The 15,993-nt window shown below is 68.0% G+C and carries 14 protein-coding genes and 1 riboswitch; of the genes, 6 read left to right on the forward strand and 8 right to left on the reverse strand.

What is annotated here, in order from left to right; all coding sequences use genetic code 11:
* Positions 1 to 195 precede the first annotated feature (195 nt).
* Positions 196 to 519, reverse strand: a complete 324-nt coding sequence (gene fdxA / locus ACE3OU_RS17105) for a ferredoxin FdxA (protein ID WP_374242758.1) — start codon at positions 517 to 519, stop codon at positions 196 to 198.
* Positions 520 to 859: 340 nt separating this feature from the next.
* On the opposite strand from fdxA, the gene trxA reads away from it, so the two are divergent.
* The 5 genes from trxA (at position 860) to ACE3OU_RS17130 (ending at position 6,464) form a co-directional block, all read left to right on the forward strand.
* Positions 860 to 1,186, forward strand: a complete 327-nt coding sequence (trxA, locus tag ACE3OU_RS17110; protein WP_374242759.1) for a thioredoxin TrxA — start codon at positions 860 to 862, stop codon at positions 1,184 to 1,186.
* 200 nt (positions 1,187 to 1,386) lie between these two features.
* Positions 1,387 to 2,646: a transcription termination factor Rho gene (gene rho, locus ACE3OU_RS17115; protein WP_374242760.1), complete on the forward strand. Its 1,260-nt coding sequence runs from the start codon at positions 1,387 to 1,389 to the stop codon at positions 2,644 to 2,646.
* A gap of 540 nt (positions 2,647 to 3,186) precedes the next feature.
* The gene (locus tag ACE3OU_RS17120) at positions 3,187 to 4,059 is read left to right on the forward strand and encodes a hypothetical protein (RefSeq protein ID WP_374242761.1); all 873 of its coding nucleotides are present in this window, start codon (positions 3,187 to 3,189) and stop codon (positions 4,057 to 4,059) included.
* Positions 4,060 to 4,070: 11 nt separating this feature from the next.
* Positions 4,071 to 4,715 carry a hypothetical protein gene (locus ACE3OU_RS17125; protein WP_374242762.1) on the forward strand — a complete coding sequence of 215 codons (645 nt, stop codon included), beginning with the start codon at positions 4,071 to 4,073 and terminating at the stop codon, positions 4,713 to 4,715.
* Positions 4,716 to 4,889: 174 nt separating this feature from the next.
* Complete coding sequence (locus ACE3OU_RS17130) at positions 4,890 to 6,464, forward strand: peptide chain release factor 3 (protein WP_374242763.1); 1,575 nt, start codon at positions 4,890 to 4,892, stop codon at positions 6,462 to 6,464.
* 432 nt (positions 6,465 to 6,896) lie between these two features.
* Here the strand turns inward: ACE3OU_RS17130 and ACE3OU_RS17135 are convergent, their stop codons facing one another.
* The 7 genes from ACE3OU_RS17135 to ACE3OU_RS17165 all read right to left on the reverse strand — a co-directional run bounded on the left by ACE3OU_RS17135 (position 6,897) and on the right by ACE3OU_RS17165 (position 14,610).
* On the reverse strand, positions 6,897 to 7,334 hold the full coding sequence (locus ACE3OU_RS17135; RefSeq protein ID WP_374242764.1) for a type IV pilin protein: 438 nt from the start codon (positions 7,332 to 7,334) through the stop codon (positions 6,897 to 6,899).
* Between the two features lie 26 nt (positions 7,335 to 7,360).
* Positions 7,361 to 10,744, reverse strand: coding sequence for a pilus assembly protein (locus ACE3OU_RS17140; RefSeq protein ID WP_374242765.1), 3,384 nt, complete (start codon positions 10,742 to 10,744; stop codon positions 7,361 to 7,363).
* A gap of 12 nt (positions 10,745 to 10,756) precedes the next feature.
* Positions 10,757 to 11,260, reverse strand: coding sequence for a PilX N-terminal domain-containing pilus assembly protein (locus tag ACE3OU_RS17145; protein WP_374242766.1), 504 nt, complete (start codon positions 11,258 to 11,260; stop codon positions 10,757 to 10,759).
* Complete coding sequence (locus ACE3OU_RS17150) at positions 11,257 to 12,288, reverse strand: PilW family protein (RefSeq protein ID WP_374242767.1); 1,032 nt, start codon at positions 12,286 to 12,288, stop codon at positions 11,257 to 11,259. Before ACE3OU_RS17150 ends, ACE3OU_RS17145 begins: the two co-directional genes overlap by 4 nt.
* Positions 12,285 to 12,734: a type IV pilus modification protein PilV gene (gene pilV, locus ACE3OU_RS17155; protein ID WP_374242768.1), complete on the reverse strand. Its 450-nt coding sequence runs from the start codon at positions 12,732 to 12,734 to the stop codon at positions 12,285 to 12,287. Before pilV ends, ACE3OU_RS17150 begins: the two co-directional genes overlap by 4 nt.
* Before the next feature lie 27 nt (positions 12,735 to 12,761).
* The gene (locus ACE3OU_RS17160; RefSeq protein WP_374242769.1) at positions 12,762 to 13,346 is read right to left on the reverse strand and encodes a GspH/FimT family pseudopilin; all 585 of its coding nucleotides are present in this window, start codon (positions 13,344 to 13,346) and stop codon (positions 12,762 to 12,764) included.
* Positions 13,347 to 13,718: 372 nt separating this feature from the next.
* Positions 13,719 to 13,798, reverse strand: a riboswitch (cyclic di-GMP riboswitch).
* Positions 13,799 to 14,031: 233 nt separating this feature from the next.
* Positions 14,032 to 14,610, reverse strand: a complete 579-nt coding sequence (locus ACE3OU_RS17165; protein ID WP_374242770.1) for a hypothetical protein — start codon at positions 14,608 to 14,610, stop codon at positions 14,032 to 14,034.
* Positions 14,611 to 14,900: 290 nt separating this feature from the next.
* On the opposite strand from ACE3OU_RS17165, the gene ACE3OU_RS17170 reads away from it, so the two are divergent.
* Positions 14,901 to 15,992 (forward strand): efflux RND transporter periplasmic adaptor subunit, encoded by a 1,092-nt coding sequence (locus ACE3OU_RS17170; RefSeq protein WP_374242771.1) that lies wholly within the window; start codon positions 14,901 to 14,903, stop codon positions 15,990 to 15,992.
* Position 15,993 lies beyond the last annotated feature (1 nt).

Consider the following 15,993-nt stretch of genomic DNA (forward strand, 5'->3'; position numbering starts at 1 on the left):
CACCAGCGATTGCAGGATATGTTTGAAATCAAGCGGTTTCATCGCCACCCTCCTGATTGCAGCAAAACTGTATATTCAGACAGATTGCAGGGGGTACGGTTCCACAGGCAACGGTGACATAGCCAAAGAAAATCGCCCTCCGGCGGGAGGGCGATCGGGAGGTGCCACGGTGCGGGCCGGATGCCCGGGAGGCGCTCAGCGCTCGAGGAACTTCAGCTTGTCCTTCACGCCGCGCCACTCGTCGGCGTCGGCCGGCGGGTCCTTGCGCTCGACGATGGGCTTCCAGTTGGCGGCCAGCTCGGCGTTGAGGGCGATGAAGGCCTCCTGGCCGGCCGGCACGTCATCTTCGGCGAAGATCGCCTCCGCCGGGCATTCGGCCACGCAGAGGGTGCAGTCGATGCACTCCTCCGGATCGATCACCAGGAAGTTCGGCCCTTCCCGGAAGCAGTCCACCGGGCAGACATCGACACAGTCGGTGTACTTGCAGCGGATGCAGTTTTCGGTGACGACGTAGGTCATGGCGTGCTCCTGTCTCTGTTTTATGGGGCAACCGGGGCAGCGCCCGGCCGCATAGTGTGTTGAGGGGGGTTGATGGCGCCGAATATACCCCATCCGCCGGTCCGCCGCTCCACCCCGGCACCCGGACGGAACGGCCGGCGAACGCCCGCCGGGTGTGCCATGGCTACCACAGATCGTGACGCATGGCGAGCGCGCACCATGAAAAGCGCTTTTCTTGCCGGAGATTATTGGATAGCATCCGCAAATCCGTATCTGGTTGTGCGGGTCATCTCCTTTCCGGCCCCTCCGGAAACGCACCCTTCCCCACAACAACTCCGAACATCCCTGAACGCGAGGAATCATGAGCGAACATATCCATTACGTCACCGACGCGAACTTCGAAGCCGAGGTTCTGCAGTCTTCGAGCCCCGTGCTGGTCGATTACTGGGCCGAGTGGTGCGGTCCGTGCAAGATGATTGCACCGATCCTCGATGAAGTGGCCAAGGAATACACCGGCAAGCTCAAGGTGGCCAAGCTCAACATCGACGAGAACCAGGACACCCCGGCCAAGTACGGCATCCGCGGCATCCCGACCCTGATGCTGTTCAAGGGCGGCAACATCGAAGCCACCAAGGTCGGCGCCCTGTCCAAGTCCCAGCTGGCCGCCTTCATCGACAGCCACCTGTGATACCGGCGGGCGGGCCGCATCCACCCGCCCGGCCCTGACACACCGCCGCCCGGCGCCAACGCCGGGCGGTGCGCCAGAGCAAGACACCCACCCATACAGTCCGAGCACTTCTGCTGCTGTATCCGCTGTAGCGAATCCGCGCCAGCCCTGAGCCCGTTTCCCCACCGCCTCCTTCCCTTCTTCCCCCACCCCCGCCCACCATGCAACTCTCGGAGCTCAAGTCTCTCCACGTCGGCCAATTGCTCGAAATGGCCATTGCCAACGAAATCGAAGGCGCCAACCGCCTGCGCAAGCAGGAACTGGTCTTTGCGCTGCTCAAGAACCGCGCCAAGAAGGGTGAGCCGATCTTCGGCGACGGAGTGATGGAGGTGCTGCCCGACGGCTTCGGCTTCCTGCGCTCCCCCGACACGTCCTACCTGGCCGGCACCGACGACATCTACGTGTCGCCCAGCCAGATCCGCCGCTTCAACCTGCACACCGGCGACACCGTCGAGGGCGAGATCCGCACCCCCAAGGAAGGCGAGCGCTACTTCGCGCTGGTGAAGGTGGACAAGGTCAACTTCGAGCCGCCCGAGGCCGCCAAGCACAAGATCCTCTTCGAGAACCTCACGCCGCTGCACCCCAACCAGTGCCTCAAGCTCGAGCGTGACATCCGCGGCGAGGAGAACATCACCTCCCGCGTGATCGACATGATCTCGCCGATCGGCAAGGGCCAGCGCGGCCTGCTGGTGGCCCCGCCGAAGAGCGGCAAGACGGTGATGCTGCAGCACATCGCCCACTCGATCACCTCCAACCACCCCGACGTGGTGGTGATCGTGCTGCTGATCGACGAGCGTCCCGAGGAAGTCACCGAAATGCAGCGCTCGGTGAAGGGCGAGGTGGTTGCCTCCACCTTCGACGAGCCGGCGATCCGCCACGTGCAGGTGGCCGAGATGGTCATCGAGAAGGCCAAGCGCCTGGTCGAGCACAAGAAGGACGTGGTGATCCTGCTCGACTCGCTGACCCGCCTGGCCCGCGCCTACAACACCGTGATCCCTGCCTCCGGCAAGGTGCTCACCGGTGGCGTGGACGCCAACGCCCTGCAGAAGCCCAAGCGCTTCTTCGGCGCCGCCCGTAACGTCGAAGAGGGTGGCTCGCTGACCATCATCGCCACCGCGCTGATCGACACCGGCAGCCGCATGGACGACGTGATCTACGAAGAATTCAAGGGCACCGGCAACATGGAGATCCACCTGGATCGCCGCATGGCCGAGAAGCGCGTGTACCCCGCCATCAACGTCAACCGCTCCGGCACCCGCCGCGAGGAGCTGCTGCTCAAGTCCGACGTGCTGCAGAAGGTGTGGGTGCTGCGCAAGCTGCTGTACGGCATGGACGACATCGATGCGATGGAGTTCCTGCTCGACAAGATCAAGGCGACGAAGAGCAACGGAGAATTCTTCGACGCCATGCGCCGCGGCTGATCCGTCCGCGCGCAGCAAGGGGGCGGCGGCGAGTCGCCCCTTTTTCGTTCACCGCGCCGCGCCCGACCGGCGGCCGGCTGTCTGGCCTATAATCGAGGCACTTCTCCATCTGGTCTGCCCCCGATGCTCCCCATGCCGCACCCCGACACTTGCGCCAGCGCGTCCCACGACGCGGGCGGTCGGCTGCCCGGCAGACGGCAGACCCCGTCACGCCAGCCCGGCATCGGGCTGACGCTGGCCTTCAAGGTCACAGGGTCTCCGGCCGTGCTTTCCCGGGCCGTGCGGGGCCGGAACCGGGACTGATCCCAGGCCACCCCGCACGGCACCTTGCCCAGGGCGCGTCCTGCGTGCCCTGTTCAACGTGCAGCCCATGCGGGGAAGGCCCCACCCCCTCCTTTTCGCCTCCCGGCGCCCTCGCGCCGACCCGGCTCCCGGCCACGCCCGGAGCGCGAAAACATCTCCCTTCGGAGCCCTCCCCGCCCGGGCTGCAGAGCGCCACGCCAGGCGTGGCACGGCTGTCTGCTGATGATGGGTGATGTGATGGTTCTTACAAAAAGCTTCGTCCGGGCCAAGCGCCCGTGCACCAATGGATTCCGCTGGTTCGTGCGCCAGTTCGACGAGGGCGGCAACTACCAGGAGCTGATCGACACGATGGTCGCCGCCGGCCGGGTCGGCGACGCCTGCTGGCTGCTCGAACAGTTCGGCCCCACCGGCGAGCTGCGGGTCGTGGACGAGATCGGGGCGGACGCCCTCGTGTTTGCGGGCACGCTGCACGTGCGCGGCAACGTGGACGTGGAAGGCAAGCTGCACGTCGGGGGCGACCTGCGGATCGAAGGCGGCCTGCGCACCGGCGGCGAGCTGATCGTCGGCGGAAACCTGCGGGTCGAAGGCCAGCTGAGGGCCGGCGGCCGCATGACGGTGGCCGGCGACCTGCGGACCGGCTGGGGCGTGGAAGCGGCCAGCGACCTGCGCTGCGGCGGCGAGCTGCGCACCGGCTGGGGCCTGCACTGCGCCGGGCGGCTGCGCCTCGACGGCAACGCCTTCATCGGCCTCGACCTGCACAGCGAAGGCGACCTGCGCTGCACCAAGGGGCTGCAGGTGGGCGGCGAGCTCTCGGCCCAGGCCCAGCTGCGGGCCGGCCAGGGCATCGCCGTCGGCGGTTCGATCCACTGCGCCATGCACGTCGAGGCCGGCTGGGGCATCCGGGCCGGCGGACTGATCCAGGCCGATGGCGCCATCCGGGCCGGCGAGAGCCTGTGGGCCGGCGAGGGCATCCGCGCCGGCGACGGCTACGGCGTGTTCGCCGGCCTCGACGTGCAGGTGGATGCCTGGGAGAGCAGCGCCCGCGTCAGCGCGCCGGAGAAACCCGCGGGCCTGATGAGCGGCTGGTGGGCCGGCCCCGCCGTGGCGTGAGGAGCCCGCCCATGCCTGCCCTGGCCCTTCCCTCCCTGCCCCGCCTGGGCGACCTGTTCGCCTGCCTGCCCCCGTGGATGGCGCTGCGCATCGACGTGCAGCGCCCCGACGAGAGCATCGAAAGCGAACTCGACACCCTCTACCGGCGCCTCCACACCGCCGCCGACCCCCTCGCCGCCTGCACCGCGCGGCCGGGCCCCCGGCCCGGGCTGGTGTGGCGCCATCGGGAGGCCGACGGCGAGCACTACGTGTATGTCGAGGACACCGCCCGCGGCTGCCTGGCCGGCTACACCGTGTTCAACCGCCTGATCGAGGTCGACCGCCGCACCGACCCCCATGTGCGGGCGCCCCACTCCCGCTACGCCCCTGCCTACCAGCGGCGCGGCATCGCCACGGCGGTGTACGAATGGGGCCTGGGGCAAGGCCTGTGCCTCGTCAGCGGCGCCCGCCAGTCGGCGGGTGCCCACGCCCTGTGGCTGGCCCTGGGGCGCCGCTTTCAGCTCGGCTATGTCGCGCTGCGTCAGCGGCGGATGCACTACCTGGGCGCCGAGCCGGCCCCCGCCCTGCGCGACGACCTCAACACCCGCCTGATCCTGCTTGGCGGGGACTGGAGCCTGGAGCGGCTGCAGGCCAGGGGACTGCTGCGGATGCCCTAGCCGGCTACCCGTGCGCGGGGCACGGGCGGCAGGTGCGCGCCGGGCTCCGCGCGCCCGGGGGCGGCCTCGGGCCATCCCCGCGGCGGGCCCGGCGCCTCCCCGTGCCCCGGGCTGCGGCAACGCAGCAAGGCCTTGTATAATCGCGCCCTTTCCCGCTTTCCACCGCGCCCGCCCATGACCGCCGCCGTCCAGCAAATCGCCCGCCGTCGCACCTTCGCGATCATCTCCCACCCCGACGCGGGTAAAACCACGCTGACCGAGAAGCTGCTGTGGTTCGGCGGCGCGATCCAGGTGGCCGGCGAGATCCGCGCCCGCAAGGCCGCCCGCCACGCCACCTCCGACTGGATGGAGCTCGAGAAGCAGCGGGGCATCTCGGTGACCTCGTCGGTGATGCAGTTCCCCTACCGCGACTGCGTCATCAACCTGCTCGACACCCCGGGCCACGAGGACTTCTCCGAAGACACCTACCGCACCCTCACCGCCGTCGACTCGGCGGTGATGGTGATCGACTCGGTGAACGGCGTCGAGGCCCAGACCATCAAGCTGCTCAACGTCTGCCGCCTGCGCGCCACCCCCATCGTCACCTTCATCAACAAGCTCGACCGCGAGGGCCGCGAGCCCATCGAGCTGCTCGACGAGATCGAGTCGGTGCTGGGCATCCAGTGCGCCCCGATGACCTGGCCGATCGGCATGGGCAAGCGCTTCCGCGGCGTCTATCACCTCTACACCGACACCATCCAGTTCTTCGACCCGCAGGCCGAGAAGGGCACCTCCGAGATCATCCAGGGCCTCGACAACCCGCGCCTCGACGAGGTGATCGGCGAGCAGGCCGACGAGCTGCGGATGGACATCGAACTCGTCCGTGGCGCCTCCCACACCTTCAACCGCGAGGCCTACCTCGAGGGCAAGCAGTGCCCGGTGTTCTTCGGGTCGGCGGTGAACAACTTCGGCGTGCAGAGCCTGCTCGACGCGGTGGTAGACCTCTCCCCCGCCCCGCTGCCCCGACCGGCCAAGACCCGCATGGTCGAGCCCATCGAGCCCAAGTTCTCGGGCTTCGTGTTCAAGATCCAGGCCAACATGGACCCGAAGCACCGCGACCGCATCGCCTTCATCCGCGTCTGCGCCGGCCGCTTCGAGCGCGGCGGCAAGCTCAAGCAGGTGAGCACCGGCAAGAGCCTCGCCATCAACAACGCCATCACCTTCATGGCCCAGGACCGCAACACCACCGACGAGGCCTGGGCGGGCGACATCATCGGCATCCCCAACCACGGCACCATCCACCTGGGCGACACCTTCACCGAGGGCGAGGACCTGCAGTTCACCGGCATCCCGAGCTTCGCGCCGGAATACTTCCGCCGCGCCCAGATCAAGAACCCGCTCAAGATGAAGCAGCTGCAGAAGGGCCTCGAGCAGCTCGCCCAGGAGGGCGCCACCCAGCTCTTCCGCCCCACCACCACCAACGAGCTGATCCTCGGCGCCGTCGGCACCCTGCAGTTCGACGTGGTGGCCCACCGCCTCGAGTTCGAGTATGGCGTGGACGTGATGTTCGAGTCCTGCAGCTACGCGACCGCCCGCTGGCTGCGCGGCAGCGACGCCGACCTCAAGGCGCTGGCCGACAAATCCCCCGCCAACATGGCCCTCGACGGCAACGGCGACTATGTTTATCTGGCGCCCAACCGGGTCAACCTGCAGATGGCCCAGGAACGCTTCCCGGACATCAAGTTCCTGGAGACGCGGGAGATCTACTGAGGCCGAGGCGCGCTACGCGACCGGGGGAACACCTCCCCCGGGTCGCAATGCCTGATTCGGACCAATGGCAGAAGCCGATCCGGCACGCGAGGGCCTTGTGAAGCGGCGCAAAGATGATTGCAGGCCTGCAATCATCGTTTGCAACGCTGCCTTGGTTCTCATCATAGTAAAAACCCTTGATCGCACTTCTGCGACCAAGGGTTTTTACTATGATGAAGGCTTACACAGGCATGCAAACAGTCTCCACACGCGTCACATCATTTTCGGCACGCGCGTCGAGAATCTTTCCATGCATCACGAAGCCCTCGGCGCGGGTGTCGAGAAGCCTTGCACGCCGTGCGAAACCTTCGACACCGGTGCAAACCTTCATGCGGCGCGTGCGGGAACCCTCCTCCGGTCGGCAAACGGCCTCGGCACGCCTGCCATCGACCTTCACCAGCAGGCGGCCACCGTCCCGGTGCCGGTGATGGTCTTGGTGCCGGCCTGGCTGAGGCCGAGGGTGCCGCACTGGGTGTCGGCGGTGGCCTGGGCGCCCTGGGGCGTAGCCTTGAGCGCGAAGGCGTTGGCGCTGACGCTGGCGATCGACAGCACGTAGCGGCCGTTGAGGTCCTGGATGCAGGCCGTGGTGGGCAGGCTCACGGCGATGGACGTGGTGGCGGTCTGGTCGTAGCGCAGGTTGGTGGTGTAGAAGCGCTCCATGTACTGGGCGGCCTCCTGCAGGCAGGCGGTGGCCTGGGCGCGCCGGCTCTTGACGAGGTGGCTGGTGTAGCTGGGATAGGCAATCATGCCCAGGATGCCGACGATGACGACGGCCACCAGCAGTTCGATGAGCGTCACGCCGCGCTGGCGCCGCCGCAAGGGATCACGCATGGTCGGGTCTTCCTTCATGGACGGCCTCACTCGGTGACGATCTCGCGCCACGAGATGCGCCCGGTGAGCGCACGCAGGTTGAGGTTGGGCAGGCCCTTGCAGGCGCCGGTGGTGTCGCAGGTCTGGGCGGTGGATTGGTCGCTGCTGACCTTCTTGACGTTGAGCTCGCCGATCATGCCGGTGGTGCGGATCGAACCGGCGGACACCAGCTTGCCGCCCTCCGACTTCTTGTCGGCGTCGGTGAAGAGCTTGTCGTTGTTGATGTCGAAGAAGGGCTTGACGAGGTTCGCGCCGCTGAAGGCATCCACCGCGTTCACGAAGCCGCTGCCCCCGGAGGCGCACACGTCGGAGCTCGGGATGATGCTGCTGACGTACAGCACGCCGGCCGAGTACTGGCTGCGCGAGACGATCCGCTCGCCGGCGGCCACGCCGGCCGGGGTGAGGTCCACGTACCAGCCCTTCTTGCCGACCATGTCGTTGGTGGCGGCCGCCGAGAAGGTGCGCGTCGTGTAGCTGCCCTGGGCCGACTCGGCGTTGAGAGTGCGCTGGAGCAGCGAGGCCCGGGAGCTGATCGTGGTGCCGTCGTCGATCAGGCCATACCAGCTCTGCACCGCCTTGCTGGAGACGTCGGCATTGGACAGGTATCGCCCGGTGCCGCCAAAGACCCAGCGCTTGTTGGTGGTGGGGTCGATGGCGATGGAGAGCCCGCCGGTGATCGGCTGGACATTGCTGCTGGCATCCTTGGCCACGAACATCGAGGTGCCGGTCCAGGCGGTGGTAGTGCTGCCGCTGAGGTTGAACTTCCAGAAGTTGCCCAGCAGGTCGCCCGCATAGACCAGGTCCACCTTGCCGTCGCCGTTCTGGTCGAAGCCCACCGGCGTGGCCAGGCCGTTGCTGGCGGACGACGAGCCGGCGCCGGTGTCGATCTTCTTGATCAGCGCGCCGGTGTTGAGGTTGATGACGAACAGGAAGGCCCGCTCGCTGGTGCTGTTGTAGCCGTTGCCGATGATCACCGCCCAGTCGCCGGTGTTGAGCTTGACGATGACCGGCTTGCCGAGGGTGTTGCCGAGGTCGGTGTCGGTGAACTCCCACAACACGTTGTTGCCGCCGAAGCTGGAGGGGGTGGTGACGTCGAGGGCATAGACCGTCTTGCCGCCGCGGCCGAGGGAACCCACCAGGATGTTCTTGCCGGTGGCGGCGAGGTCGGAGACGGCGATCTCGCCGTCGTTGATGAACTTGTGGGAATAGGTCGGGCTGGAGAAGGCGTTGAGGTCGGCAAAATTGACGCCGCCCGGGATGTAGGCAAACAGCTCGGCGCCGGTCGAGGCGTTGAAGGCGTGCAGCATGCCGTCGTTGGCCGCCGCGAACACCGTGTTCGAGGCCTTCACGTACACCGGCGCGGGGTTGGCGATGTCGCCCAGCAGGGAGGTTCGATTGCGGAGCGTGCCGCCGCTGGCCACCGACTTGGTGGTGACGCCACGGATGAAGTCCACCACGTCGGCGCTGCCGATGGCAGTCTGCTTGGCGGCGCTGAGGTTGGTGTAGAGGAAGGGGGTGCCACCGCTGCCGGTGTTCTTCCAGGTGAAGATCTTGCGGTCGGCCGCGGCCGGCAGTTGCGCGGAGGCCTTCCAGACCGGGATCGGCGTGCCGTCGCTGGTGGTGTTAACGTTGCCCGCGCTGTTGTAGCCCACCGCCCACAGGTCGCCGCCCCAGCTGCCGTCGTAGCGGGCCACGAAGACCTTGCCGTCGGTCTCGACGGTGTTGGAGGTGAGGGCCACGTTCCAGGCGCCGCCGGACTCGCCGATTGTATTGAGCGCGGCCACCAGGCCGTCGGCGAACTCGCTGGGGTTCTTGGCAGCAACGAAGCTGCCGCGGCCGTTCACCGCGGCGTGCCAGAGGTCGTCGATCTTGGCGGCGGGCGCGCTGGTCGGGTCGGGCCAGACCTTGCTGCCGCCGGTCAGCGCCGCCAGGTCGTTGGGGCTCGCAGGGGGTGGCGTGAGCGTGCCCTGGGGCCCGAGGGACAGGGTGAAGGTGCTCATGTTCTGCCAGAACGACGGATTGCTGCTGGTCGTGCGGATATTGTTGGCGAGATCCGTGCGCAGGTCCCGCTTCCAGTAGTACATCGAGATATCGGCCAGGGTGTCCCTGTAGTTGTCGAGGTAGGGCCGGGCGGGCGCGTATTGGTAGCTCTGCCCCCCCGGGCCGGTGATCGTCGAACCGGCGGTGCTGTCCTCGTCGGCGAAGTTGAGGGCGGGGTCCGGCGGGTTGTAATAGCCGTCGGTGGTCAGGATCGTGAAGTTGCGGCGGCACGAGAGCTGCGGGGCCGGACCGTAGGGGCCGGTATCATCGCTTCGGCTGAAATACTCGCCGGCCCGCTTGAGCGACTCCTTGAGCGGCGTCCCCTGGGGCGGGATCGTTGCGCCGAGCAGGGCACTGAACCAGTTCTGCCGATTGGTGCCATCGAAGGTGCCCGAGGTCGGGATCGCATTGCCCAGCGTGTCGGTGTTGATCGTGCTGAAACCGACCCGGTAGTTGGTGCCGAGTTTCGAGAACGCGATGCTGCTGCCGGCCTTGGCGGCGTTCACGCGGGAGCGGTAGTAGGAGAACCAGTTGGCGAAGTTCTGGGTCTCCTCGGCGACCGTGCGTGTCACCGACCCCCAGGTGAAACTGGTGACCGCCGTCGGCGTCCCGCCGTTCAGGTCGGTCTTGTAGCCGGTCGTCCCCTGGATCTGGTACTTGAAGTAGCTGCTGGCCAGCGATTTGTCGCCCGTGCCCTTGTACATGTAGAAGGTGATCGGCCAGTACGTCTGCGAGCAGTTGTTCGTCGAACAGAGATAGAGCGACCCTTTGCTCCCGGTGATCCATTGGGCCCCGGTGTAGGTGAAATTGAAACTGGCCGTGCTACGGGCCGTCAGGTTGAGGGTGCCGGCAACGGTGTTGGCCGGGTTGTAGTACGCCGCCGATGGCGACGCATTGCCGTAGGACGAGCCGTCGTACTTGACCCAGGGAACGTAGGTGATCGTCGGGTCGTAGAAGATCGAGTTGTTCGCCGACGAACGCCAGAAGTAGTTGTAGTAGTTGTTGTCGTCGAAGGACGGGAGGCCGTAGTAGTAGTTGTCCGCGCCGTACTGGGCGGTGGGTGGCGGGAAAAGATAGATCACGTTGCGCAGGACATAACCATCCGAGTAGGCCCAGGTTATCTCGTCGGGCATCATCTCGAACTGCATGCTCCCCGAATCGTCGAGCATGAACAGGATGTTCGACGGGATCGCCGCCGCAGACTGCAGCGGCGCAGCGGGCAGATCGACGGCGCCGTGGCCCGCCGGGCTGGCCAGCGCGAGGGCCACGGCCATCGGCAGCAGGGCCAGCTTCGATCGCAGGCCAGCCGAGCGACAGGGCAAAGTTCTCATGAGGGGCTCCGATTATTGGCGGATGTTCGATTGCAGCGTCACGATGGTGCCCCGGGCATTGGTCGCCCGGGCCTGGGCCGTGACCCGATATAACGGCACGAGACAGGTCGGCTCAACCGGAATCTGCAGGTGACAGGTGCCATCCACCGGCTGGGGCCCCATGTCCTCGATGATGAACTGGGCGGTGACGAGCTTCGAGTTGGTGCTGGTGGCCGCGCGCCAGGCGGTGAAGCTGGTGTCCAGCCAGCGGTCCGTCGCGCCGGCGACCGGGCGCGGGCACAGGCCGTTGGTGCAGCTGGCGGGGATGGTGAGGGGCGCGGCGGCGATGGCCTCGCCCTCCCGCAGCGCCGCCTCGGCGGCCTCCAGCACCACGTTGCGGTCGTACTGGTTGCCGCTCATGCGTTCCTGCAGCCCGGCACTGCGCATCGACGACAGCCCCAGCAGGGTGATGATGATCAGGATGAGCATCGACGCGATCAGCGCGATGCCGCGCTGGCGGTGTGAGGGCCGGGTCATGGCATTCGGTTGCGCAGGGCGATGGTGTTGGTGGTGGTGGTGCTCAGGCGCCGTTCGCCGGTGGTATCGGTGGTCACCCCGGCCTCGTAGCTCTCGAAGGTCAGGGTCACGCGAACCGACGAGACGGTGGTCCAGTCGGTGATGGCCGTGGCGTCCACGTAGCCGGTGGCGCCATCGGTGAGATAGCGGACCTGCATGTCGGTCACCCCCTGGGCGATCTCCTCCGGCCCGCCGTCCAGAAAGACCCGGTAAAGCGAGGGACGGCCGCTGGAGCCGTTGCCGATGTACCAGGTCGAGGCGCCGAAGCGGGTCACGCGGGAGACGAGCGGATCAAACTGGTAGCTCTGGGTCGAGCAGGTGCCGCTGACGTCGTAGGCCAGGGCAGTGCCGCAGTTGCCGCGGGGCGCGGTGCCCGCGGCGTAGCTGATGGTGCTGCCGGAGACAGTGGATGCATTGAACACCGTCGATTGCCGGTAGTCGCAGGCGATCAGCACGTCGTTGGCCGTGAGGCCGGACGCGCTGGTGTTGAGCTTGAACTGGTTTGCCGTGCCGTCGTGCTGGTCGACGCTGAAACCGGCACCAAAGGCCCCGGCCAGCTGAAGCGCGTCGGTGTCGGCGCGGCGCTGCCCCTGGGCGGTGCCGATGGCCACGGCCGGCGAGGCCTGGCTGGACTCGAAGCCCTGGATGCCGGCGCCGAGCTGGCTCCACCAGGCCGGCGTGGCGGACTGAGCCGCGTTCAGAACGCTCTCGTTGCGCCGGGCGATGCCGTTGTCGGCCCGCCCGCCGTTGCCGCACCCCGTCCCGCTCGCCTCGCGGATCTCGCGCCCCATCACGGCGAAGGCGATGCGCGCCGAGTCCTGCAGCTGGGACAGGTTGTCCGAGGTCTTGAACGAGGCCCGGCTGCCCATGAACACCACGAAGACGCCGCCCACCAGCACCAGCCCGAGGACCAGCGCGATCATCATCTCGACCAGCGTATGGCCTCGCGCGCTCCGGGCGGGAACGGCGGGGAGGCGGCGACGTGTCATAACTGGACCCGGGTGGTGACGGCGTAGCCGCCCGCCGTGGAGGTGGAGCCGGTACGCGAATCGACCCACTGCACCGTGATGTCGCACTGGCCGCCCTGGCAGGCCACGATGCCGCAGGCGCTCTGGCCGATGGTGCGCTTGAGGGAGCTCAGCCAGGCGTTGATGTCGTCGTCGGCGAGGGAGGTGCTCGTCGCGGTGCTGACGGTGCAGGAGCTGCTGTTGTAGGCGCCGCCGCGCGCGGCGGTGACGTTGGCGCGCATGGCGTCGGTGATCGAGTTGCTGAGGATGCCCGCCATCGAGCGGGACTGGGCGCTCTGGCCGTTGCGCAGGGCCACGGTCTGCAGCGCCGCCATGCCGAGCAGGCCGGTGGACAGGATCAGCATGGAAACCAGCACTTCGATGAGCCCGGCACCCTTTTGCGTCTTGCGAGGAGAAATCTTTTTCATGATCGGACCGATGTTGCGCTGGGTGGCTCAGGCGTTCGACGGCACGGGGCAGGTGCCGCTGTTGTCGACGGCGACGATCTGCGCCTGGCCGCCTGCGCCGATACGGATCTCGCGGGTGTTCTGCTGCGGCGCGGTGCCGACGATGCAGACCGACAGCCTGGCCTGCAGCAGGGCGGCGGACGAACCCGTCGCCGCGCGGACCAGCCCGTCGGCCCCCATCCGGATGCGGTTGCCCTGGCCGGAGATCCGCGAGCTGCCCTGCACCATCACGGTCGCCGGGGAGATCGTCCCGGTCCGCAGCACTTCGCCGCTGTCGGGAACGTCGTCGCGGTCGTTGTCGGCAAAGACGAGCCAGCCGTTCCAGCGGCTGGTCGCGGTGGCGCAGTTGACGCCGTCGTCGCTGCTGCACAGGATCACGCGCCGGTTGAGCCGGATCGCCTCGCTGCGGGCGATCATGATCGCGCCCAGCAGGTCGTTGGCCTGGGTCGCGAGCCGGTTGGAATTCATCAGCGAGGTGAACGAGGGGACGGCGGTTCCCATCAGAATCGCCGCGACAGCCACCACCACGATCAGCTCGACGAAGGTGAATCCCTGAATTTTCTTGCGTTGCACAGTGCGCCTCCGGTCCTGATGCGCCCGGACGGGCCCGGCGGAACACCGGGCCGCCTCGCGGGACACATCGTCACCACTTGCTGCATGTACTAACGACAGATCCGGGACGACCTTGACGGGGGATTGATGCGCGACCGTAACCCGGGTCACGGCGGCGTGCGGCGCACCGGCGGAGCACGGGCCGGATGCGCGGATGGAACGCGACTGCGCCTCCCGGGTGGAGGACGAGACGGTGGCCGTGATCGGGTAGCGGGAGCGTGCGGCGGGGATGCCTGCAGTGAGAGAGCGCTTCATCGTCAATCCCTTGCGTTAGTCGTGGGCTAATCACAAAGGCGTACGCAAAGCGTCTCGAGAACCGACACGAGGAGCGTGTCGGGCAACCCGGCTATCCTCTGGAGGGAGGACCCGTGGCTTTGCGTCCTGCAGTTGCCTGCAGTTTGCCTATGTGCTTCGCATTCTAGCAGCTTGTTTCGATAAGCAAAACGTCCTGTGTCAATTCCATGTGAAATCCTCCGCACCTGGATCACCGATCGGTGGGGTGGAGCCCTGGCGAAATACCGGTCCGGCAGGCCGCCCTCCCCCACGGCCCCCGCGTGGAGGCGCCCGGTGGCGGTCGTGCACAGGCCGACGCCCCTTGCGGGGCGTCGGAGGCTTCAGGGGCGCGGGCCGGCGCCCGCCGGGCGAATCAACGGGTACACAGCTGGCCGGCGACCGCCGCGTTCTGGCCGATGCTGTTGCCCAGCACCGCCAGGTGGCCGGTCACGTTGGCATAGGCGCCCTTCCTGTTGGTGTCGCGGATCACGATCTGCTCGGTCACCGCGCCCGGCACCAGGCCGGCAGCCGTCGGGACCATCTGCATCACGACGACGTCGTCGGTGTAGAGCGTGGTGGCGCGGGCCTTCTCGCCCAGGGTGACCACCGTGCGCGCCGTCTGGATCAGCTGACGCGGCGCGTCCGTGGTGCCGGCCTGGGGCACGAAGGCCGGGGTCGCGGTGGCGCCCGCGCCGGGGATCATGCCGACGACCGCCTCGCTGGTGAGGCCGGCGTGGCCCGTCGCCACCGGAAAGCCCACCAGCCGGAGCTGGACGCTGAAGCACTGGCCGGTAAAGCCCTCCTTCACGGGGCTGGCGCCGATCACCTGGCAAGCGTCGTCGGGCATCAGCTTGACGACACCGGCGACCGGCACGCAGGCGGCGCCGGCCAGGCCGGAGGCAAGGCCGAGGAGCACGGGAAGAACCCGCTTGGGGGAGATGCGAAAAATCATGACAGGAACTCTCCAGAAAGGATGCTGCGATGATGCCGTGCCCCGGAAAACCCCGGGGTACCGCGCGGGAACGATCGATACAACCCATTGCCGGCAGCTTGCCAGAACGGCCTCCGGCCCCCACCCGCGCAATGCAAATTGACAAATGTACACGAGCGGAACCCTCGCCAGATCACTGCCCGCCCCGCCGGGGCATCCAGGCGCAGCGGCTGGCCCCGCGGGCTGCCGCTTAAGACAGTTTTAATCGTCGAAGCCTCATAATTGCAACTTCGCCTTTTGCTCGACCCCCCATGCCGCCCCACGTCCCCCTCCGCTCCGTCGTGCCCGCCCTGCTGGGCGCGCTGCTGGTCGTGACCTCCGCCCGGGCCCAGGATGCCCGCTTCGTGCCGCTGACACCGGCCCAGGCCCAGGCCCTCGGCATCCAGAGCCAGCGTGTCGGCGCAGGCGGCAAGGCTGCGGCCACCGGCCTGCCGGCCACCGTCAGCATCCCCAACAGCCAGGTGCGCGTGATCGCCGCGCCGCTGGCGGGCATCGTCGAGAGCCTCGAGACCGCGCCCGGCCTCAACGTCAGCAAGGGCCAGGTGCTGGTGCGCCTGTCCAGCCCCCAGGCCCTCGAACTCCAGCGCGACCGCATCCAGGCCGACGCCCAGGCCGCCCTCGCCCGCCAGAGCCTCCAGCGTGACGAGCAGCTCTTCCGCGAAGGCCTGATCGCCGAGTCGCGCCTCCAGGCCAGCCGCGCCAACGCCGCCCAGAGCGCCGCCCAGGCCGCCGAGCGCGCCCAGGAGCTGCGCCTCGCCCAGCACAGCGGCGGCCAGACCCTGTCCCTCGTCGCGCCGATCGCCGGCAGCGTGCTCGAGCAGCAGGCCAGCGTCGGCCAGCGCGTCGAGCAATCGGCCCCCCTCTACCGCATCGCCCGCCTCGACCCCCTGTCGGTGGACATCCAGGCGCCGCTGGCGATCGCCAGCCAGCTGCGGGCGGGCTCCGCGCTGCGCATCCCTTCCACCGGCGCCAGCGGCGAGGTGATCGCCGTCGGCCGCGCCGTCGACCCGGCCAGCCAGAGCGTGCTGGTGCGTGGCCTCGTCACCCGCGGCGCCGACAGCCTGCGCCCGGGCCAGGCCACCACCGTCGACCTCGACGTCGGCAAGGCCGCCGCGGGCAGCGCGGTCCAGGTCCCCGCCGCGGCGGTGCTCCACCACGAAGGCAAGCAATGGGTCTTCGTCGCCGCCACCGAGGGCAAGGCCAGCGGCTATCGGGCGACTCCGGTCCAGCCCGCCGGCCGCGTCGGCGACAACCTGCTGGTGAACGGCCTGCCGGCCGAGGCCACCATCGCCACCGCGGGCATCGCCGCCCTCAAGGCCAACCTGCTCGGCATGGGGCGCTGAC

It is taken from the genome of Zoogloea sp. (assembly GCF_041908905.1).
Lineage (GTDB): Bacteria > Pseudomonadota > Gammaproteobacteria > Burkholderiales > Rhodocyclaceae > Zoogloea.

Coding starts and splice junctions, on each gene's coding strand:
- fdxA (WP_374242758.1), bottom strand. CDS start 519: ATGACCTACGTCGTCACCGAAAACTGCATCCGCTGCAAGTACACCGAC.
- trxA (WP_374242759.1), top strand. CDS start 860: ATGAGCGAACATATCCATTACGTCACCGACGCGAACTTCGAAGCCGAG.
- rho (WP_374242760.1), top strand. CDS start 1,387: ATGCAACTCTCGGAGCTCAAGTCTCTCCACGTCGGCCAATTGCTCGAA.
- ACE3OU_RS17120 (WP_374242761.1), top strand. CDS start 3,187: ATGGTTCTTACAAAAAGCTTCGTCCGGGCCAAGCGCCCGTGCACCAAT.
- ACE3OU_RS17125 (WP_374242762.1), top strand. CDS start 4,071: ATGCCTGCCCTGGCCCTTCCCTCCCTGCCCCGCCTGGGCGACCTGTTC.
- ACE3OU_RS17130 (WP_374242763.1), top strand. CDS start 4,890: ATGACCGCCGCCGTCCAGCAAATCGCCCGCCGTCGCACCTTCGCGATC.
- ACE3OU_RS17135 (WP_374242764.1), bottom strand. CDS start 7,334: ATGCGTGATCCCTTGCGGCGGCGCCAGCGCGGCGTGACGCTCATCGAA.
- ACE3OU_RS17140 (WP_374242765.1), bottom strand. CDS start 10,744: ATGAGAACTTTGCCCTGTCGCTCGGCTGGCCTGCGATCGAAGCTGGCC.
- ACE3OU_RS17145 (WP_374242766.1), bottom strand. CDS start 11,260: ATGACCCGGCCCTCACACCGCCAGCGCGGCATCGCGCTGATCGCGTCG.
- ACE3OU_RS17150 (WP_374242767.1), bottom strand. CDS start 12,288: ATGACACGTCGCCGCCTCCCCGCCGTTCCCGCCCGGAGCGCGCGAGGC.
- pilV (WP_374242768.1), bottom strand. CDS start 12,734: ATGAAAAAGATTTCTCCTCGCAAGACGCAAAAGGGTGCCGGGCTCATC.
- ACE3OU_RS17165 (WP_374242770.1), bottom strand. CDS start 14,610: ATGATTTTTCGCATCTCCCCCAAGCGGGTTCTTCCCGTGCTCCTCGGC.
- ACE3OU_RS17170 (WP_374242771.1), top strand. CDS start 14,901: ATGCCGCCCCACGTCCCCCTCCGCTCCGTCGTGCCCGCCCTGCTGGGC.